This is a genomic window from Streptomyces sp. 3-6, from assembly GCF_056323165.1.
In genome coordinates, this window is sequence record NZ_JBWHZP010000026.1 from 36,904 (window position 1) to 55,614 (window position 18,711).

The 18,711-nt window shown below is 72.5% G+C and carries 17 protein-coding genes; 10 read left to right on the forward strand and 7 right to left on the reverse strand.

All coding sequences use genetic code 11. The annotated features are described in order from the left end of the window. Nucleotides 1-81: 81 nt before the first annotated feature. The 4 genes from AC02VZ_RS24095 to AC02VZ_RS24110 form a co-directional block, all read right to left on the reverse strand. Nucleotides 82-993: an amino acid ABC transporter permease gene (locus tag AC02VZ_RS24095; protein WP_432057759.1), complete on the reverse strand. Its 912-nt coding sequence runs from the start codon at nt 991-993 to the stop codon at nt 82-84. After that, nucleotides 990-1,667: an amino acid ABC transporter permease gene (locus AC02VZ_RS24100; protein ID WP_362096132.1), complete on the reverse strand. Its 678-nt coding sequence runs from the start codon at nt 1,665-1,667 to the stop codon at nt 990-992. The genes AC02VZ_RS24095 and AC02VZ_RS24100 overlap by 4 nt, the downstream gene beginning before the upstream one ends. A 132-nt stretch (nt 1,668-1,799) precedes the next feature. Next, nucleotides 1,800-2,648 carry a glutamate ABC transporter substrate-binding protein gene (locus tag AC02VZ_RS24105; RefSeq protein ID WP_432057758.1) on the reverse strand — a complete coding sequence of 283 codons (849 nt, stop codon included), beginning with the start codon at nt 2,646-2,648 and terminating at the stop codon, nt 1,800-1,802. An 83-nt stretch (nt 2,649-2,731) separates the two neighbouring features. Then, on the reverse strand, nt 2,732-3,508 hold the full coding sequence (locus AC02VZ_RS24110; RefSeq protein ID WP_432057757.1) for an amino acid ABC transporter ATP-binding protein: 777 nt from the start codon (nt 3,506-3,508) through the stop codon (nt 2,732-2,734). A gap of 285 nt (nt 3,509-3,793) precedes the next feature. Between AC02VZ_RS24110 and AC02VZ_RS24115 the strand changes: the two genes are divergently transcribed. Together AC02VZ_RS24115 and AC02VZ_RS24120 are read left to right on the forward strand one after the other, a co-directional pair. Then, entirely contained in the window at nt 3,794-4,480 is a 687-nt protein-coding gene (locus AC02VZ_RS24115) for a response regulator transcription factor (protein ID WP_432057756.1), read from the forward strand. A 9-nt stretch (nt 4,481-4,489) separates the two neighbouring features. After that, entirely contained in the window at nt 4,490-5,926 is a 1,437-nt protein-coding gene (locus AC02VZ_RS24120) for a sensor histidine kinase (RefSeq protein ID WP_476476379.1), read from the forward strand. Here AC02VZ_RS24120 and AC02VZ_RS24125 read toward each other — a convergent pair. Then, nucleotides 5,905-6,900: a TAXI family TRAP transporter solute-binding subunit gene (locus AC02VZ_RS24125; protein WP_432057754.1), complete on the reverse strand. Its 996-nt coding sequence runs from the start codon at nt 6,898-6,900 to the stop codon at nt 5,905-5,907. The genes AC02VZ_RS24120 and AC02VZ_RS24125 overlap by 22 nt on opposite strands. 196 nt (nt 6,901-7,096) lie before the next feature. Here AC02VZ_RS24125 and AC02VZ_RS24130 point away from each other — a divergent pair, with 196 nt between their 5' ends. The 4 genes from AC02VZ_RS24130 (at nt 7,097) to AC02VZ_RS24145 (ending at nt 12,348) form a co-directional block, all read left to right on the forward strand. Further along, the gene (locus tag AC02VZ_RS24130) at nt 7,097-7,504 is read left to right on the forward strand and encodes a pyrophosphohydrolase domain-containing protein (RefSeq protein WP_432057753.1); all 408 of its coding nucleotides are present in this window, start codon (nt 7,097-7,099) and stop codon (nt 7,502-7,504) included. Nucleotides 7,505-7,627: 123 nt separating this feature from the next. Beyond that, on the forward strand, nt 7,628-9,610 hold the full coding sequence (locus AC02VZ_RS24135) for a glycoside hydrolase family 5 protein (RefSeq protein WP_476476380.1): 1,983 nt from the start codon (nt 7,628-7,630) through the stop codon (nt 9,608-9,610). A gap of 211 nt (nt 9,611-9,821) precedes the next feature. Continuing rightward, nucleotides 9,822-11,348, forward strand: coding sequence for a tRNA (N6-isopentenyl adenosine(37)-C2)-methylthiotransferase MiaB (gene miaB, locus AC02VZ_RS24140; RefSeq protein ID WP_432057751.1), 1,527 nt, complete (start codon nt 9,822-9,824; stop codon nt 11,346-11,348). 208 nt (nt 11,349-11,556) lie between these two features. Continuing rightward, a complete protein-coding gene (locus AC02VZ_RS24145; protein ID WP_432057750.1) occupies nt 11,557-12,348 on the forward strand; it encodes a class III extradiol dioxygenase subunit B-like domain-containing protein in 792 nt (263 codons plus the stop codon). Between the two features lie 312 nt (nt 12,349-12,660). Here AC02VZ_RS24145 and AC02VZ_RS24150 read toward each other — a convergent pair whose 3' ends face one another. Then, nucleotides 12,661-12,933 carry an antitoxin gene (locus AC02VZ_RS24150; RefSeq protein ID WP_432057749.1) on the reverse strand — a complete coding sequence of 91 codons (273 nt, stop codon included), beginning with the start codon at nt 12,931-12,933 and terminating at the stop codon, nt 12,661-12,663. A 23-nt stretch (nt 12,934-12,956) separates the two neighbouring features. Next, entirely contained in the window at nt 12,957-13,289 is a 333-nt protein-coding gene (locus AC02VZ_RS24155) for a hypothetical protein (protein ID WP_432057748.1), read from the reverse strand. 140 nt (nt 13,290-13,429) lie between these two features. Between AC02VZ_RS24155 and miaA the strand changes: the two genes are divergently transcribed. The 4 genes from miaA to AC02VZ_RS24175 all read left to right on the forward strand — a co-directional run bounded on the left by miaA (nt 13,430) and on the right by AC02VZ_RS24175 (nt 18,374). Next, the gene (miaA, locus tag AC02VZ_RS24160; protein ID WP_432057747.1) at nt 13,430-14,368 is read left to right on the forward strand and encodes a tRNA (adenosine(37)-N6)-dimethylallyltransferase MiaA; all 939 of its coding nucleotides are present in this window, start codon (nt 13,430-13,432) and stop codon (nt 14,366-14,368) included. 108 nt (nt 14,369-14,476) lie between these two features. Continuing rightward, the gene (locus AC02VZ_RS24165) at nt 14,477-14,980 is read left to right on the forward strand and encodes a hypothetical protein (protein ID WP_432057782.1); all 504 of its coding nucleotides are present in this window, start codon (nt 14,477-14,479) and stop codon (nt 14,978-14,980) included. A 52-nt stretch (nt 14,981-15,032) separates the two neighbouring features. Further along, nucleotides 15,033-15,911 (forward strand): diaminopimelate epimerase, encoded by an 879-nt coding sequence (gene dapF, locus AC02VZ_RS24170; protein ID WP_432057746.1) that lies wholly within the window; start codon nt 15,033-15,035, stop codon nt 15,909-15,911. A 291-nt stretch (nt 15,912-16,202) separates the two neighbouring features. Then, nucleotides 16,203-18,374, forward strand: coding sequence for a RelA/SpoT family protein (locus AC02VZ_RS24175; protein WP_432057745.1), 2,172 nt, complete (start codon nt 16,203-16,205; stop codon nt 18,372-18,374). The last annotated feature ends 337 nt before the right edge of the window (nt 18,375-18,711 follow it).

Sequence of the window (18,711 nt, forward strand, 5' to 3'; positions counted from 1 at the left end):
CGCGCACGGGCGTGTCCCCGGACACGACCGTGGCCCACCGGTCACCGGTGGGCCACAGTCGACTTCCGTGTCCGGACGGCGTCAGAGAGTCTTGCCTCCCGCGCCGCCGTCGGGGTTCGCCCCGACCTCTCCCGCGTTGAGGTCGGCGACGTCCTCGGCCCCCAGCACGGCGCCCGTGCCGCGCTTGCTGCTGCGGAGCTTGTTCTCCAGCCAGGAGGCGAAGGAGGTGAGGATGAAGTTGAGCACGATGAAGATGATCGCCACGACGATGAAGCTGGGGACGACGTTGGCGTAGTTCGCCGCCAGCGTGCCGCGCGAGTTCAGCAGCTCGGTGAAGCCGAGCATCACACCACCGAGCGCGGTGTCCTTCACGATCACGACGAGCTGGCTGACGATGGCCGGCAGCATCGCGGTGACGGCCTGCGGCAGCAGGATGCTCTTCATGGTCTGGCTCTTGCGCAGACCGATCGCGTAGCCGGCCTCCGCCTGGCCCTTGGGCAGGGAGAGGATGCCCGCGCGGACGATCTCGGCGAGGACCGAGGCGTTGTAGAGCACCAGACCCGTGACGACCGCGTACAGCGGGCGGTCGGCGCTGCTGACGTCCGTGGACCGCGCGAAGAACTCGTTCGCGAACAGCATCAGGAGCAGCACCGGGATGGCCCGGAAGAACTCCACCACCACGGCGGCCGGCCCGCGGACCCACCGGTGGTCCGACAGCCGGGCGATGCCGAGGACGGCGCCCAGGGGGAGGGCGATGATCATGGACAGGGCCGCGGCCTTCAGGGTGTCGGCCAGGCCGGGCAGCAGGTAGGTCGTCCACGCGTTGGCCTCCGTGAACGGCTTCCACAGGGACCACTCCAGCTGTCCCTTGTCGTCCATGACCTGCCACACCCACCACAGCAGCAGTGCCAGGAGGACGAAGAAGACCACGGAGAGGATCACGTTGCGCCGCTTGGCCCGCGGGCCGGGGGCGTCGTAGAGGACGGAGGTCATCGCTTCACCGCCAGGCGCTTGCTGAGCCAGTTGAGGAACAGGCCGGTGGGCAGGGTCAACACCACGAAGCCGAAGGCGAACACCGCGCCGATGAGGAGCGTCTGAGCCTCGTTCTCGATCATCTCCTTCATCAGGAGCGCGGCTTCCGCCACACCGATCGTGGCCGCGACGGTCGTGTTCTTGGTCAGGGCGATCAGCACGTTGGCCAGCGGGCCGATGACCGAGCGGAAGGCCTGCGGCAGCACGACGAGCCGCAGCACCTGGCTGAAGTTCAGCCCGAGCGCGCGGGCGGCCTCCGCCTGGCCCACGGGCACGGTGTTGATGCCCGAGCGGATCGCCTCGCACACGAACGCCGCCGTGTAGGCGACGAGTCCGAGGACGGCCAGCCGGAAGTACTTGAGTTCGAAGTTGTCCGGTGCGCCCATCGCCAGGCCGAAGATGTCGGCGAGGCCGAGCGAGGTGAAGACGATGATGACCGTCAGCGGGATGTTACGGACGACGTTCACGTACACGGTGGCGAAGCCGCGCATGAGGGGGACCGGGCTGACCCGCATGGCTGCGAGCAGGGTGCCCCAGACCAGCGATCCGATGGCCGAGAAGACGGTGAGCTGCACCGTGACCCAGAAGGCGCCCAGTAGGGACGGGTCGTCATAGTTTGAAAGAAAGTCGAACACGATCTCCCGCGCTTCCGGGTGTGTGACGTACGTGGCGGACGTGACGTGCCGCCGCCGGCCAGATGGGAGGCGGCGGCACGTTCGCGGCTCCCCGCGGAGGGCGCGGGGAGCCTGCGTCGGCGGAGTCCCGCGTTACTGGACGATCTCGCCGATCTTCGGCGCGTCCTCGTTCTTGTAGTTCGCGGGGCCGAAGTTCTTCTCGACGGCCTCCTGCCACGAACCGTCGGAGACCATCTTCTCCAGCGCCTTGTTGACCTTGTCCACGGTCTCGGTGTCGCCCTTCTTGACACCGACGCCGTAGTTCTCGTTGCTGAGCTTCAGGCCGGCCAGCTTGAACTTGCCCTTGTACTGCTCCTGCGCGGCGTAGCCGGCGAGGATCGAGTCGTCGGTGGTCAGCGCGTCCACCTGCCCGTTCTGCAGGGCGGACAGGCACTCGGAGTAACCACCGCGGTTGCTCAGCTGGGCCTTCGGGGCGAAGTCCTTCTTGACGTTCTGCGCCGAGGTCGAGCCGGTGACCGAGCACAGCTTCTTGTCGTTCAGGTCCGTGGCCTCGGAGATGTCCGAGTCGGACTTGATCAGCAGGTCCTGGTGGGCCAGCAGGTACGGACCCGCGAAGTCGACCTTCTCCTTGCGCTCGTCGGTGATCGAGTACGTCGCCGCGATCAGCTTCACGTCCCCGCGAGAGAGGGCGTTCTCACGGTCGGCGCTCTTGGTCTCGATCCACTCGATCTGGTCGGGCTCGTAGCCGAGCTCCTTGGCGACGTAGGTGGCGACGTCCACGTCGAAGCCGGAGAAGGAACCGTCCGGCTCCTTCAGGCCCAGACCGGGCTGGTCGTACTTGATGCCGATCTTGATCTTCTCGCCGCCACCCCCGGAGGACGACGAACCGCTGTCGCCGCCGTCGTCGCCGCCGCACGCGGTGGCGGTCAGGGCGAGGGCGAAGACGACGGCCGAGGCGGCGGTGACCTTGCGGAGCTTCATGGTGCACATCCTTTGACTGGTGAAGTGACGCGGTCCGGTCGGTGTGGCCGGTGACGCGAGTCGTCGGGGCGCGATGCGCGCCGTCAGTGGTGCAGGATCTTCGACAGGAAGTCCTTGGCGCGGTCGCTGCGCGGATTGCTGAAGAACTGGTCCGGCGTAGCCTGCTCGACGATGCGACCGTCGGCCATGAAGACGACGCGGTTGGCGGCCGAACGGGCGAAGCCCATCTCGTGGGTCACGACGATCATGGTCATGCCGTCCCGGGCGAGCTGCTGCATGACCTCCAGCACCTCGTTGATCATCTCCGGGTCGAGCGCCGAGGTCGGCTCGTCGAAGAGCATCACCTTGGGTTCCATCGCCAGGGCGCGCGCGATGGCGACGCGCTGCTGCTGGCCGCCGGAGAGCTGCGCGGGGTACTTGTCCGCCTGGGCGCCGACGCCCACCCGGTCGAGCAGGGCGCGCGCCCGCTCCTCGGCCTTCTTCTTGTCCGCCTTGCGGACCTTGACCTGGCCCAGCGTCACGTTCTCGAGCACGGTCTTGTGCGCGAAGAGGTTGAAGGACTGGAAGACCATGCCCACGTCGGCGCGCAGCTTGGCGAGCTCCTTGCCCTCGGCCGGCACGGGCTTGCCGTCGATGGTGATCGACCCGGAGTCGATCGTCTCAAGACGGTTGATGGTGCGGCACAGGGTGGACTTCCCGGACCCGGAGGGCCCGATGACCACGACGACTTCACCTCGGGCGATCGTCAGGTCGATGTCCTGGAGTACGTGCAACGCGCCGAAGTGCTTGTTGACGCTCTTCAGGACGACCAGGTCGCCGGTCGCGGCCACATCTTCCTTGGCCACCGATACTTCGGTCATCGCTCTCAGGCTCCGTCCTCCTCGGTTTCGGAGGACAGTAGTAACCGTTCAGACCTGCGTCATTACATCTGAGGGGAATCTGAGCATCACGATCCGATAGCAATCGGACACCTGTCGTAGCACTTGTGAGCAGGGGTGATTTCGTGCGTGTAACGGTACCCAAGCGCAACCGGAACGCTCTTGACGCCGTCCTCCTGCATCGGCGTGACTGCAAGGTGCACGCGCGCGTGCACCCGTACTTCTACACGCATCGATCGTACGGCGGATGAACCGAGAGGGGACCGGATGAGACTGCTGCTCGTCGAGGACGACAACCACGTCGCCGCCGCCCTGTCCGCGGTGCTGGCGCGGCACGGTTTCGATGTCACTCACGCGCGCAGCGGCGAGGAGGCCCTCCAGGCGCTGGTCCCCGAGGCCGAGGGCTTCGGCGTCGTGCTGCTCGACCTCGGACTGCCGGACCAGGACGGTTACGAGGTCTGCGGCCGGATCCGCAAGCGCACGAGCACGCCGGTGATCATGGTGACCGCCCGCTCCGACGTGCGCTCCCGCATCCACGGCCTGAACCTCGGCGCCGACGACTACGTGGTCAAGCCGTACGACACGGGCGAGCTGCTGGCGCGCATCCACGCCGTCAGTCGCCGTTCCGTCCAGGAGGAGGTCCCCGGCGGGAGCGGGAGCGAGCTGCGCCTGGGGCCGGTCCGTATCGAGCTGCCCACCCGCCAGGTCACCGTGAACGGCGCGGTGGTCCCGCTGACCCGCAAGGAGTTCGACCTGCTGGCCCTGCTCGCCCAGCGTCCCGGGGTCGTCTTCCGCCGGGAGCAGATCATCAGCGAGGTGTGGCGCACCTCCTGGGAGGGCACCGGACGCACCCTGGAGGTGCACGTGGCCTCGCTGCGTTCGAAGCTGCGGATGCCCGCCCTCATCGAGACCGTGCGCGGCGTCGGGTACCGGCTCGTCGCGCCCGCGCCGTAGCGGGGCCGGGTGCACACGCGTCTGCTCCCGCTGCTCATCGTCCTGATGGCGGCGGTGCTGCTGGCCCTGGGCGTGCCGCTCGCCGTGAGCCTGGCCGGCGCGCAGCAGCAGAAGGTCATCGTGGACCGGATCGACGACACGGCGCGGTTCGCGGCGCTGGCCCAGTTCGTCACCGAGCCCACCGACCCGGTCGCGGGGGACATCAACGAGCGCCAGGAGACCCTCGGCCGGGAGCTGCGCAGCTACCACGAGGTCTACGGCATCAAAGCCGGGGTCTTCTACCTCAACGACTCACCCATGGCGCACGCGCCGGCCGACTGGTTCCTGCCCCGCACGGGCGAGGTCCGCGACGCCTTCCAGGAGGCGCTGCTGAGCCGCCGCAGCCACGACCCCGAGCAGGTGTGGCCCTGGCAGCGGCGCAACCTGGTGGTGGCCTCGCCGGTGATCCGGGACGGTGACGTGGTCGCGGTGGTGGTCACCGACTCGCCCACCGGGCAGATGCGCTCCCGCATCCTGCGGGGCTGGCTGCTGATCGCGGCGGGCGAGGCGGCGGCGATGCTGCTGGCCGTCGGTGCCGCCCTGCGGCTGACCGGCTGGGTGCTGCGGCCGGTCCGGATCCTGGACGCCACCACGCACGACATCGCCACCGGGCGGCTGAAGTCCCGCGTGGCGGTGGCCGGCGGGCCGCCGGAGCTGCGGCGGCTGGCTGGGTCGTTCAACGAGATGGCGGACCACGTGGAGAGCGTGCTGGAGCAGCAGCGCGCCTTCGTCGCGGACGCCTCCCACCAGCTGCGCAACCCCCTCTCCGCCCTGCTGCTGCGCATCGAACTGCTGGCCCTGGAGCTGCCGGAGGGCAACGAGGAGATCGCCTCGGTGCAGGCCGAGGGCAAGCGGCTGGCCCGGGTCCTGGACGACCTGCTCGGGCTGGCCCTGGCCGAGCACAGCGAGCCCCAGCTGCAGGTCACCGACATCGGCGCGCTGGCTGCCGAACGGGTGGCCGCCTGGGCGCCGACCGCCGAGGCGAAGGGGGTCCGCCTGGTCGGCACCTGCCCGCCGGCCACCGCCTGGGCGGACCCGGTCGCGCTGTCCAGCGCCCTGGACGCGGTGATCGACAACGCGGTGAAGTTCACGCCGGAGGACGGGACCGTCGAGGTGTCCGTCACCTCCGGCCGGGACACCTCCTCCGTCGTCGTCACCGACTCCGGACCCGGGCTGACCGACGAGGAGCTGACCCGGGTGGGCGACCGGTTCTGGCGCAGCGGCCGGCACCAGAACGTCAACGGCTCCGGCCTCGGTCTGTCCATCTCGCGGGCCCTGCTCACGGCGTCCGGCGGCTCCATCGCGTACGACCACCACGCCCCGCACGGGCTGCGCGTCACGGTCACCGTGCCGCGGAACGGGTTCGACGCCGGGCAGGACCGGCCTCAGGGCTTGACGGACCGGTAGTAGCGGCGGGCGCCCTCGTGCAGCCGGAGCGGGTCGGTGTAGATGGCGGTGCGCACGTCGACCAGCTGGGCGGAGTGCACGTCCGCGCCGATGTTGTCCCGGCTCTGCAGGACGACGCGGGTCAGCCACTCGGTGATCCGCGGATCCACGTCGGTGCGGGTGATCAGCAGGTTGGAGACGGCCATGGTCGGGACCGCGGCGCCGTACTGGCTGCCGGGATAGGCGGACTCGGGCATGTTGGTGGCCCGGTAGTGGCGGGTGGCCCCGCCCTTGCGGTGCAGTTCGGCGACCAGGCTCGCCTCGATCGGCACGAAGCGCAGCGCCGAGTCCTCGGCCAGGTCCTTCAGGCCGTCGGTGGGCAGCCCGCCCGACCAGAAGAAGGCGTCCAGGTCGCGCCCGAGGCGTTCCGGCCCGATGTCGATGCCCTCGGACGACGGCCGGATGCCGGACTCCGGGTCGATGCCGGCCGCCTCCAGGACGCGGTTGGCGATGAGCCGGACACCGGACTTGGGCGGCCCTATGGCGACCCGCTTGCCGCGCAGGTCGGAGACGGTGCGGATGTCCGAGTCGGGGGAGACCACCAGCTGCACGTAGTCGTCGTAGAGGCGGGCCACCCCGCGCAGCCGGTCCGCGCCCGGTCCGCCGCGCAGCCGGTAGGTCTCCACCGCGTCGGCGGCGGCGATCGCGTAGTCGGCACGGCCGGTCGCGACCCGCCGGAGGTTCTCCTGCGAGCCGTCACTGGTCTGCAGGCTTATGTCCAGGTCCGGAAGGTGCCTGCCGAGTGCGGTACGCAGCAGCTCTCCGTACTTCTGGTAGACGCCGGCGCGGGTGCCCGTGCTCATGGTCACCGTGCCGCCGGGCGGCTCCTCGGCCCAGGGTTTCTGCCACCACAGCAGCAGTCCGAGCACGAGGAGGGCGGCGACCGCGCCCCGCAGGGCCCGGCGCCTGCCGGTCCGGGACAGCGCGTGGAGCATGCGGCGATCCTGCCAGCCGACCGGCCCCGCTGACCAGGGCAGTGCCGGGCGGCCGGCCTCGCTGACGGGGGTGGGACGTACGGGACGGGCGGGGTGCTCGGTGGTGCGGGCGGGGTCCCGTCGCGCGGCCTGTGGTGTGCGCGGGTTCCGGATGCGCGGGACCGGCGGGGGCCGGGAGGGCCGCTAGAGTCGCGGCATGAGTGCATCGCCCGCCGACCTGGTCCGCGCCTTCCACCAGGCCTTCGGCCTGGAGACGTGCGAGGTGCCGTCCCGGGTCCCGCCCGAACTCGCCGCCCGCCGGGGCGAGTTGCTGGCGGAGGAGGCGGCGGAGGTCGCCGAGGTGTCGGTGTCCGGCCCCCTGGACCGGCTGGCGCACGAGCTGGCCGACGTGGTGTACGTCGCCTACGGCACGGCCCTCGTCCACGGCATCGACCTGGACGCGGTGATCGCCGAGGTGCACCGCTCCAACATGACGAAGCTGGGCCCCGACGGCCAGGTCGAGCGCCGCTCCGACGGGAAGGTGCTGAAGGGCGAGCACTACCGGGCGCCGGACGTGGCGGCGGTGCTGCGGCGTCAGGGGTGGGAACCGGACGACCGGGGCTGACGGGGCCGGTTCGCCGTGCGGATGTCTGGACCTCTGTCGGCCCGTCCGTCATTATGACGGATCCATGACAACGATGGCATCGGGCGTCCGGTGCCGTCGCATCCGGCAGCGAGGGCGGTCACCGTGCGCGGACTTCTCGTCAGGGCCACACTCGCCGCGGCCCTCCTCTTGGCGCCCCTGTCCCCGGTCACCGCGGCGGCGGCGCCGGACCACCGGGACGTGACCACCACCGCCGGCGAGCCGCCCCCGACCCCCGTCCCGGTCACCGGCCCGTCGTCCGGCGCACCGCGCGCGGTCACCGACGCCGAGGCCGGCTGGACCCCGCCGCTCAGCACGCGGGGCCGCTGGATCGTGGACGCCGACGGCGACCGCTTCAAGCTCCGCTCCGGGAACTGGCACGGCGCCAGCGGCACCTGGAACGGCTCCGGCAGCCGGGACGACGACGCCAACCACCACGCCGGCGAGAACGCGGGCCGTGTCCCGCTCGGCCTGGACCGCGCCCCGATCGCCGAGATCATCGCGGGCTTCCGGGAGATCGGGATCAACAGCGTCCGGCTGCCCTTCTCCAACGAGATGGTCCACGACACCGTCCCCGTCACCGACGACGCCGTCGCCGCCAACCCCTCCCTGCGTGGCCGAACCCCGCTCCAGGTGTACGACACGGTGGTGCGCGAACTGACCGCCGCCGGGCTCGCGGTGATCCTCAACAACCACACCAACACCACGCGCTGGTGCTGCGGCGTCGACGGCAACGAACGCTGGAACGCGAGCCGCACCACCGGGCAGTGGGAGGACGACTGGCTGTTCATGACCCGCCGGTACCGGGACAACGACCGGGTCGTGGGCGCCGACCTGTACAACGAGGTGCGCCGCTCCGTCTGGGACGACCCGAACTGGGGGCTCGGCGACCGGCACGACTGGTTCGCCGCCTCGCAGCGCGTCGCCGACCGCATCCTGACCGAGGCCGACCCCGACCTGCTGATCGTCGTCGAGGGCATCAACTGGACCGGCCTCCCCGTCGACGGCCTCCCGCACGGGCGGCCCACCCTGGAACCGGCCCGCCACCTCTCCCACACCCTCGTCGACTCCGGGAAACTGGTCTACTCGGCCCACTTCTACGGCTACACCGGCCCCCGCCACACCGGCGCCACCGGCCTGGGCGAGACCAGCGACCCCCGCTACCAGGACCTGACCCCGGCCGAACTGGTCGACGTCGTGAACCGGCAGGCCCTGTTCGTCGCCGCCGAGACCGACCGGCACTTCACCGCCCCCGTCTGGATCAGCGAGTTCGGCGTCGGGGGCCGCGAGGAGACCGCCGCCGCACCCCGCGCCTGGTTCGAGAACTTCGTCGACCACCTGATCCGCAGCGACGCCGACTTCGCGTACTGGCCGCTGGTCGGCTGGCACGAGAACCGCCGGGGCAACGGCTGGGCCCTGCTGCACTGGGACGCGGCCGGCCACCGCATGGGCGTGCACGACGGCGACGACTGGCGGGCCGCCGCCTGGAGCCGCCTGGTGCGGGCCGAGGGCCGCACCGGACCGGTGCCCCCGGCCGCCGACTGGTCCCAGCTCAGCCCCGACCACGGGGACGTCGTCCAGTCCCGCCGGATACGCGCCCTGCCGGACTTCGACCCCGGTGCCCGCAAGGCCGTCTGCCCCGACGGACAGCGCCTGATCGGCCTCGGCCACACCGGAGGCCGCGGCCTGTGCTCGGACGTGACCGCCGGGGACCTCGCCGCGAAGGGCGGCGGACACCGCGTCGTCGTCGACGAGCGGTACGTGGAAGCGGGTCGCGACTGGGCCGGCGGCTACACCAAGCTGCAGTGCCCCGCGGGGTACTTCATGGCGGGGTACGCCGTGCGCGGTGCGGCCGTCTCCTCGGCCCTCTGTTTCGAAGCGACCCCCGACCGGCTCGGCGGGAACGGCCGCACGGTGTGGTTCGACCGCGGTGACAACCGGGGCCCGGCTCCCCGGGGCGGCGACTTCGCCCACGGCCACCACAAGGGCCAGTGCGCCGACGGGGAGTACCTGGCCGGCATCGCCTACACCGGCCGCATCGGCTCCTGGCGCACCCCGGACGCGCTGTACTGCCGCCCCCTGCGCTGACCGCCGTCCAGCCGCCCGCCCGCTGCCCGGCCGCCCGCCGTCCGCCCACGGACGGACGAGACGGCCGCGCACGGATGTGAGCCTGTGGGCCATGGAGCGTCTCACGCGCGACGTTCCTCGGGCGGGGCGCCCGCCGGGCCCGGGATCCCGTCGCGGGGGCCGGAGGGGAGGACGGGGGCGGAGGGCTTCGCGCAGCGCCTACCCTTGAGCAATGACCAGCAGCAGCGACCGGAGCACGGCAGTGGACGTTCGAGCAGCCAAGACGTACGAGATCCGCACCTACGGGTGCCAGATGAACGTCCACGACTCCGAGCGATTGGCCGGCCTGCTGGAGGACGCGGGCTACGTCCGCGCCCCGGGAGGCGCCGACGGGGAGGCGGACGTCGTCGTCTTCAACACCTGCGCCGTCCGGGAGAACGCCGACAACAAGCTCTACGGCAACCTCGGCCACCTCGCTCCCAGGAAGGCGAGCCGGCCCGGCATGCAGATCGCCGTCGGCGGCTGCCTGGCCCAGAAGGACCGCGACACCATCGTCAAGCGGGCTCCGTGGGTGGACGTCGTCTTCGGCACGCACAACATCGGCAAGCTGCCGGTGCTGCTGGAGCGCGCCCGCGTCCAGGAGGAGGCGCAGGTCGAGATCGCCGAGTCGCTGGAGGCGTTCCCCTCCACGCTCCCGACCCGCCGCGAGAGCGCCTACGCCGCCTGGGTGTCGATCTCCGTCGGCTGCAACAACACCTGCACCTTCTGCATCGTCCCGGCGCTGCGCGGCAAGGAGAAGGACCGCCGCCCCGGCGACATCCTCGCCGAGATCGAGGCCCTGGTCGCCGACGGCGTCTCGGAGATCACGCTGCTCGGACAGAACGTCAACGCCTACGGTTCCGACATCGGCGACCGTGAGGCGTTCAGCAAGCTGCTGCGGGCCTGCGGAGGCATCGACGGCCTGGAGCGCGTCCGGTTCACCTCCCCGCACCCCCGGGACTTCACCGACGACGTCATCGCCGCCATGGCCGAGACGCCCAACGTGATGCCCCAGCTGCACATGCCGCTGCAGTCCGGCTCCGACCCGATCCTCAAGGCGATGCGCCGCTCCTACCGGCAGGAGCGTTTCCTCGGGATCATCGGCAAGGTCCGGGCCGCCATCCCGCACGCGGCGATCAGCACGGACATCATCGTGGGCTTCCCCGGCGAGACCGAGGAGGACTTCGAACAGACCCTGCACGTGGTGCGCGAGGCCCGCTTCGCGCAGGCGTTCACCTTCCAGTACTCCAAGCGCCCGGGCACCCCCGCGGCCGAGATGGACGGCCAGATCCCCAAGAAGGTCGTCCAGGAGCGCTACGAGCGACTGGTGGCCCTCCAGGAGGAGATCTCCTGGGAGGAGAACAGGAAGCAGGTCGGCCGGACCGTCGACCTGATGGTCGCGGAGGGCGAGGGCCGCAAGGACGACACCACCCACCGCCTCTCCGGCCGGGCCCCGGACAACCGCCTGGTGCACTTCACCAAGCCGGACGGCGAGGTCCGCCCCGGTGACGTGGTCACCGTCGAGATCACCTACGCCGCCCCGCACCACCTCCTCGCCGAGGGCGCCGTCCTGGACGTGCGGCGCACCCGCGCGGGCGACGCCTGGGAGAGGCGCACCGCGGAGAAGAGCCCCCAGCCCGCCGGTGTCATGCTCGGGCTGCCGAAGGTCGGGGTCCCCGAGCCGCTTCCGGCCGTGACCGGCGGCTGCGGCGGCGACTGACCCGGACCGGGATGCGGGGGCGGGGCCGTCGCGAGTCGGCCGACGGGACGACCCGGCCCCGGCCCACTGTGCCCGCCCACGCGGGCACGGTCGCGGCGGTTCGGCCGGCCGGTCGGCGACGGCTCCCGTGGCGGGGCGAGGTACCGGGGAAGTTGGCCACGGGCGTGCGGTAGCCCGCGCCGTCGGGGCGCGGGCTACGCTGCCGATCATGCTAGTCGCCGCCGCCGTCTGCCCCTGCCCGCCGCTGCTGCTGCCCGAGATCGCCGCGGGCGCCGCCCCCGAACTGGACACCGCTCGCGCCGCCTGCGCGGACGCGATCGGGGTGCTCGCCGCGGCCCGCCCCGACCTGCTCGTGGTGGTCGGCCCCACGGACACCCCCTCGAACACCCCCTCGGACAGCGCCACGGACGGCACCACGGACAGCGCCGGCCCGGAGACCTTCCCCGGGGGCACGGCGGGGACCTTCCGCGGCTTCGGCGTCGACCTCGACGTGCGGCTCGGGACACACGCGGGCGGTGACACGGGTACCGGCGCCCGGCCCGACGCCGCCGGGGGGAAGGACCTCCCGCCCGCGCTGGCCGTGGGGGCCTGGCTGCTGGCCCGCAGCGGATGGACGGGGGCCCCGGTCGAGGGACTCGGCGTGGGCGAATTCCTCACCGCGGAGCGGTGCGTGGACCGGGGACGCGAACTCGGTGCCCGGGCGGAGCGGGTGGCGCTCCTCGTGCTGGGCGACGCCAGCGCCTGCCGCACGCTCAAGGCGCCCGGGTACCTCGACGAGCGGGCCGCGCCCTTCGACGCCGGGGTGGCGCGGGCGCTGGAGACGGTCGACACGGCGGCCCTGCGCGCCCTGGACCCCGGTCTGGCCCGGGAACTCAAGGTGTCCGGACGGGCACCGTGGCAGGTGCTGGCGGGCGCGGCGGAGGACGCCGGCCTGGAGGGCGCGCTGCTGTACGAGGACGCCCCCTACGGGGTGGGCTACCTGGTGGCCACCTGGTCCTGACACGGATCACCTGGTCCTGACACGGACCGTCGGGACGCCGCCCGAACGGGACGACGTGATGCGGTCCGTCCCGTCCGCGGACCCGCCGGCCCCCGGCCCCCGGCCCCCCCCGCACCGCCGGATCCTGCCGGCGTCGAACCGCCGTCCGAGGGCGCGCCGCCCCGGCGAAGACTCACACGGCCCGACGCCCGGAACGCCACGACGCCGCACGGACGGAGCGGGGCGCAACGCCGCACGGACGGAGCGGGCGCAACGCCGGACGGCCGGAGGCGCACCTGCCTCCGGCCGTCCGGCGTCGTCCTGCCGCTCCGCTCAGGAAGCGGGCGGCGGCCCCGCGGGCGGCGTGGTGCCACCCGTGCCCTTGCTGCCGGGGTCGTCCTTCTGCGCGAGCCGGTCCACGGCGCCCTTGGCCTTGCCGGTGCCCGTCTGGATCCGGTCGCTGTACTTGCCCTTGGTCCGCTGGTCGACGGTCTTCGCGGCCTTGTCCAGGCCGCTCTGGATCTTGTCCCCGTGCTGCTGGGCGAGGTCGGAGACCTTGCCCTTCGCCGGGCCCAGTTTGGCCTTCAGATTGTCCAGGAGACCCATGGTTCACCTTCCGTCGCGGACGTCTACGTGCGGGCGCCCTCACCGGCGTCGCTGCCGGCCGCCTCGGCGGACTGCTGCTTCGGGATCCCGATGCCGTCGGAGCCGCCGGCGGCCCCCGAGGCCCGGCCGCCGTCCGACGCTTCCGGAGCCGAGGCGGAGCGCTCCGCCTCCGGGGTCGGCCCGGCGGTGTCCTCGGCCGCCCCGTCGGCTGCCGACTCGCCCGCCGGCCGCTCGCCGGTCTCCGTTCCGTCGTCCGCCGGGGTCCCGTCCGGCCGGACCTCCTCCGTCTCCGCGGTTCCGGCGGCCTCGGCCGTTCCGGCCTTGGTTCTCCGAAGAAGCCGTGCAAAAACGCCCATGTCAACTCCATACGGTACTCGTGCGGGCGGCGTCCCGCGTCGTGGCGCGTGGTCGCGCGCTGCAACGGGGAACGACCCCGCCCGGGCCCCGTCACGTAACTCGTTCGAGGGCCGGGCCGGAGGTTTGGGAGACTGGATCGGTGAGCAGCGCAGCCCCCACCCCCCGCGTCATCGCCGTCGTCGGCCCCACGGCGGCCGGAAAGTCCGATCTGGGCGTTTATCTGGCGCAACAGCTGGGCGGTGAGGTCGTCAACGCCGACTCGATGCAGCTCTACCGAGGGATGGACATCGGCACCGCCAAGCTGACGCCCGAGGAGCGCGGCGGAGTGCCGCACCACCTGCTGGACATCTGGGACGTCACCGTCACCGCCTCCGTCGCCGAGTACCAGCGCCTCGCGCGGGCACGGATCGACGCCCTGCTCGCCGAGGGGCGCTGGCCCGTCCTGGTGGGCGGCTCCGGGCTGTACGTCCGGGGGGCCGTCGACAACCTGGAGTTCCCCGGCACGGATCCCGAGGTCAGGGCCAGGCTGGAGGAGGAGCTCACGCTGCGCGGCTCCGGCGCGCTGCACGCCCGGCTCGCCGCCGCCGACCCCGAGGCGGCCCGGGCCATCCTGCCGAGCAACGGGCGCCGGATCGTCCGTGCCCTGGAGGTGATCGAGATCACCGGCCGGCCGTTCACCGCCAACCTCCCCGGCCACGACGCGGTCTACGACACCCTCCAGATCGGCGTCGACGTGGCCCGGCCCGAGCTGGACGAGCGCATCGCCCGCCGGGTCGACCGCATGTGGGAGGCCGGACTGGTCGAGGAAGTGCGCGCACTGGAGGCGCAGGGGTTGCGCGAGGGGCGTACGGCGTCGCGCGCGCTCGGCTACCAGCAGGTGCTCGCGGCACTCGCGGGCGAGTGCACCCTCGACGAGGCACGGTCGGAGACCGTGCGCGCCACCAAACGCTTCGCGCGCCGTCAGGATTCATGGTTCAGGCGCGACCCGCGGGTGCACTGGTTGAGTGGGGCCGCGGAGGACCTGGGGGAACTTCCGCAGCTCGCGCTGTCGTTGGTCGAACGACCGGTTACAGCCTGATCACGTCCTGGCATCGGGACGCCCAGGCCGTCATCGGGGCCTGTGACGGCGTGCCATCATCGAGCTTCGATCGACCAAGTGGAGTCCAAGTTGGGAGGGCGCGTGGCGATGGAGGCCGGCCCTCGCGACACCGCACACGGTACCGAGCACCTCACCACCGAGCGGGGTGCACCGGAGCAGGAAACCGACCGTCTCAGCCCCGACGGGCCGGAGGAGACGCAGGGCGGTGTGACCGACGACGGCCCGGAGCCGGACGAGATGTTCGCGGGCGGCGACGAGGTCGAGGTCGAGCTGCGCCCGCAGCGCCGGCTGCGCCTGTGGCAGCTCGCCCCCATCGTCGGCCTGGCCGCGGTCGGCTCCCTGATGTTCGCCTTCCCGCTCGCCTTCGACTTCGGCGACAGCGGCGCCGTGATCGCCATGCTGGGCCTGCTGATCTGCTCCTGCTCCGCGGGGTGGGGCATGATGGCCGCCCGCCGGGTCGGGCACACCTGGCCCGGCCTGCCCTCCCGGGGCTCCGGACGCCGCCCCGACTGGCGTGTCGTCGGCGCCTACGCCGTGCTGGTCGTCGGCGTGGTGGCGCTGGCCGTCTGGCGGGTCGCCCGGCTCCGCTGACCCGGCCGGACGGCGGTGAACGCCCCGGAGCACCACCCCGTACGATCGAGGGATGAGCACGCGGACCGCCTTCCTCAAGGGGCACGGCACCGAGAACGACTTCGTGATCGTCCCGGACCCCGAGAACACCGTCGATCTGCCCCCGGCCGCCGTCGCCGCCCTGTGCGACCGCCGCGCGGGCATCGGCGGCGACGGACTGCTGCACGTCGTGCGGTCCGCCGCCCACCCGGAGGCGCGCGCCCTGGCGGCCGAGGCCGAGTGGTTCATGGACTACCGCAACGGCGACGGCTCGATCGCCGAGATGTGCGGCAACGGCGTGCGGGTCTTCGCGCGCTACCTCCAGCACGCCGGGTACGCGGCCGAGGGCGACCTCGCGATCGCCACCCGCGGGGGCGTGAAGACCGTGCACCTCGCCAAGGACGGCGACGTCACCGTCGGCATGGGCCGGGCCCTGCTCCCCGAGGGGGAGGTCACGGTGCGGGTCGGCGACCGCAGTTGGCCCGCCCGCAACGTGAACATGGGCAACCCCCACGCCGTGGCCTTCGTCGAGGACCTGGCGCACGCCGGCGACCTGCTGGCGCCGCCCCCCGTCGGCCCGGCCGACGCCTACCCGGACGGGGTGAACGTCGAGTTCGTGGCCGACCGCGGTCCGCGCCACGTGGCGATGCGGGTGCACGAGCGCGGCGTGGGAGAGACCCGGTCCTGCGGCACCGGCGCCTGTGCCGTCGCCGTGGCCGCCGCCCGCCGGGACGGAGCCGACCCCGCGGTGACCGGAACCCCCGCCACCTACACCGTGGACGTGCCCGGAGGGACGCTGGTGATCACCGAGCGGCCCGACGGGGAGATCGAGATGACCGGACCGGCGGTGATCGTCGCCGAGGGCTGGATCGAGCCCGAGTGGCTGGAGAAGGCGCTCGGTCGAGGACGGTGACGGCTTGACATCCCAGAGGCGTGAGCGTCTCCCGGCATCCTTCGCGGGGCCGGGAGCCGAGTCCGGCTTCGGGATCAAGGGCAGCCGGCTGTCCGGTGGCGTGAAAGCGTCGCCGCGCCGTCCATCGCTCGAATGGGTGATCCGTTTCACGCTCGGCCGGAGCCGACCGGTCGCGCATGCTGGGCTCGGTAGCATCAAGCACCGGCCCGGACGGGAGGACGCTCAGCGTCCCCCGAGCCCGAGTCCGCCCTGGGACGCCCCGTCCGCCGGTCCACGCAGCCGGAGGTGCCCATGAATGCCGAGGCCGTCGATCCCGCGACGCCGGGTGGCGCGACAGCCGGTCACGACACACCGGCGGGACCGCGCCGGAAGACCCGCCCCCGGCTCGACCTGCGCCGGCTCGGCCGCGCCGCGCTCCTCGGCCCCGCTGCCCGGAGCCGCCTTCCCGACGCCATCGGGCACGTCGTCGAGGCCCACCGCGCCCACCACCCCGACGCCGATCTCGACCCGCTGCGCCGCGCCTACCTCCTGGCCGAGTCCTCGCACCGCGGCCAGATGCGCAAGAGCGGCGAGCCGTACATCACGCATCCGCTCGCCGTGACCCTGATCCTCGCCGAACTCGGCGCCGAGACCACGACGTTGACCGCCTCGTTGCTCCACGACACCGTCGAGGACACCGAGGTGACGCTGGATCAGGTGTGCGAGCAGTTCGGTGAGGAGGTCCGCTACCTCGTCGACGGCGTCACCAAACTGGAGAAGGTCGACTACGGCGCCGCGGCCGAGCCCGAGACGTTCCGCAAGATGCTGGTCGCGACGGGCAACGACGTGCGCGTGATGTCGATCAAACTCGCCGACCGGCTGCACAACATGCGCACCCTGGGCGTGATGCGTCCCGCCAAGCAGGAACGCATCGCCAAGGTCACCCGCGACGTCCTCATCCCGCTCGCCGAACGGCTCGGCGTGCAGGCGCTCAAGACGGAACTCGAGGACCTGGTCTTCGCCATCCTGCACCCCGAGGAGTACGAACACACCCGCGGGCTGATCCTGGCCAACGCGGACCGCTCCGACGACCCGCTCGCCGAGGTCGCCGACGACGTCCGCGCGGTGCTCCGCGAGGCGGACATCACCGCCGAGGTGCTCATCCGGCCCCGCCACTTCCTCTCCGTGCACCGCGTGTCCCGCAAACGTGGGCAGCTGCGCGGCGCCGACTTCGGCCGCGTCCTGGTCCTGGTCGGCGAGGACGCCGACTGCTACGGCGTCCTCGGCGAACTGCACACCTGCATGACGCCCGTGGTCTCGGAGTTCAAGGACTTCATCGCCGTCCCCAAGTTCAACCTGTACCAGTCGCTGCACACCGCCGTGGCACGGGAGGACGGCCAGGTCGTCGAGGTCCTCATCCGCACGCACCAGATGCACAAGGTCGCCGAGGCCGGTGTCGTCGCCCTGGGCAACCCCTACGCGGCGCCCCCGGAGGAGCAGTCCGCGCCGGACGGCGAACGCGCCGACCCGACCCGCCCCGGCTGGCTCTCCCGCCTGCTGGACTGGCAGCGGGCCGCCCCCGACCCCGACACGTTCTGGTCCACCCTGCGCGAGGACCTGTCCCAGGACCGCGAGATCACCGTCTTCCGCCCCGACGGCGGCACCCTCGGCCTGCCCGACGGGGCCACCTGCGTGGACGCCGCCTACGCGCAGTACGGCGAGGACGCCCACGCCTGCATCGGCGCCCGGGTCAACGGCCGCCTCGCCACCCTCGGCACCGTGCTGACGGACGGCGACACGGTGCAGTTGCTGATGGGCCAGGACCCCGCTTCCGAACCGTCCCGGGAATGGCTCGACCACGCCCGCACGCCCGCCGCGCGGATCGCCATCCGGCGCCGGCTGGCCGCCCGCCCCGCCGAGGAGCACGGCACCGCGACCGAAGCCCCGGCCGGCCACGACCGGCCCGGCGCGCCCGAACCCGCCGCCCCGGGACCCGTGTCCGGGGCGTCCGCCGAGCGGCCCCCGGCGGCCCGCGCCGAGGTCCTGGCCGACCGCCCCGCCGCGTCCGTGCGGCTCGCCCGCTGCTGCACACCCGTCCCACCGGACGAGATCACCGGCTTCGCCGTACGCGGCGGCGTGGTCACCGTGCACCGGGCCGGGTGCTCCGCCGTCACGCGCATGAAGGACGCCGGACGGGAGGAGGTCGGCGTGCGCTGGGGCGAAGGCGCCGAGTGCCGGGTCACCCTGGTCGCCGAATCGTTCGTCCGGCCCCACCTGCTCGCCGACCTCACCGAGGCCATGGCCGTCGAGGGCGCCGAGATCGTCTCCGCGACCGTCGAACCCCCCACCCAGCAGCAGGTACGGCACACCTACACCGTGCACCTGCCGGACGCCGCCCAGCTGCCCGCCCTGATGCGCGCCATGCGCAAGGTCGCCGGGGTGTACGACGTCAGCCGGGCCCAGCCGCAGCCCTCCGGCGCCTGACACCGACCCGGGCAACCGGCATCCGGGGGGCGCACTCCCGTGACGTGAGCGCGGCTCAGGCGCTTCCGCACGCGGGGTGCGGGACGTGCCGGCGGCGTCTCGGCGAGCCGGGCCGCCGCCAGGCCCGGCGTGCCCTGCGCCCCTCGGCTTTCGTCAACGGACCGCCGCCCCGCCCTTCATCAGCGGACCGCCGCCTGCCACGGACCTGGCCCGCAAGAGCCGCCCGCCCCCGTTACCTTCTAGACGGCCTCGATCATGAGGCTCCCGGCCTTCTGGCCCGGCATGACTTTTGCCCCCTGTCGACCATGACCCGGGGGGTGGTGTCACCGGGCCGGGA

Bases quoted from the DNA above. Each gene is read 5' to 3' on its own strand.
- AC02VZ_RS24095 (WP_432057759.1), bottom strand. From the start codon at position 993: ATGACCTCCGTCCTCTACGACGCCCCCGGCCCGCGGGCCAAGCGGCGC.
- AC02VZ_RS24125 (WP_432057754.1), bottom strand. From the start codon at position 6,900: ATGCTCCACGCGCTGTCCCGGACCGGCAGGCGCCGGGCCCTGCGGGGC.
- AC02VZ_RS24115 (WP_432057756.1), top strand. From the start codon at position 3,794: ATGAGACTGCTGCTCGTCGAGGACGACAACCACGTCGCCGCCGCCCTG.
- AC02VZ_RS24175 (WP_432057745.1), top strand. From the start codon at position 16,203: ATGAATGCCGAGGCCGTCGATCCCGCGACGCCGGGTGGCGCGACAGCC.
- AC02VZ_RS24110 (WP_432057757.1), bottom strand. From the start codon at position 3,508: ATGACCGAAGTATCGGTGGCCAAGGAAGATGTGGCCGCGACCGGCGAC.
- AC02VZ_RS24155 (WP_432057748.1), bottom strand. From the start codon at position 13,289: ATGGGCGTTTTTGCACGGCTTCTTCGGAGAACCAAGGCCGGAACGGCC.
- dapF (WP_432057746.1), top strand. From the start codon at position 15,033: ATGAGCACGCGGACCGCCTTCCTCAAGGGGCACGGCACCGAGAACGAC.
- AC02VZ_RS24165 (WP_432057782.1), top strand. From the start codon at position 14,477: ATGGAGGCCGGCCCTCGCGACACCGCACACGGTACCGAGCACCTCACC.
- AC02VZ_RS24130 (WP_432057753.1), top strand. From the start codon at position 7,097: ATGAGTGCATCGCCCGCCGACCTGGTCCGCGCCTTCCACCAGGCCTTC.
- AC02VZ_RS24105 (WP_432057758.1), bottom strand. From the start codon at position 2,648: ATGAAGCTCCGCAAGGTCACCGCCGCCTCGGCCGTCGTCTTCGCCCTC.
- AC02VZ_RS24145 (WP_432057750.1), top strand. From the start codon at position 11,557: ATGCTAGTCGCCGCCGCCGTCTGCCCCTGCCCGCCGCTGCTGCTGCCC.
- AC02VZ_RS24150 (WP_432057749.1), bottom strand. From the start codon at position 12,933: ATGGGTCTCCTGGACAATCTGAAGGCCAAACTGGGCCCGGCGAAGGGC.
- miaB (WP_432057751.1), top strand. From the start codon at position 9,822: ATGACCAGCAGCAGCGACCGGAGCACGGCAGTGGACGTTCGAGCAGCC.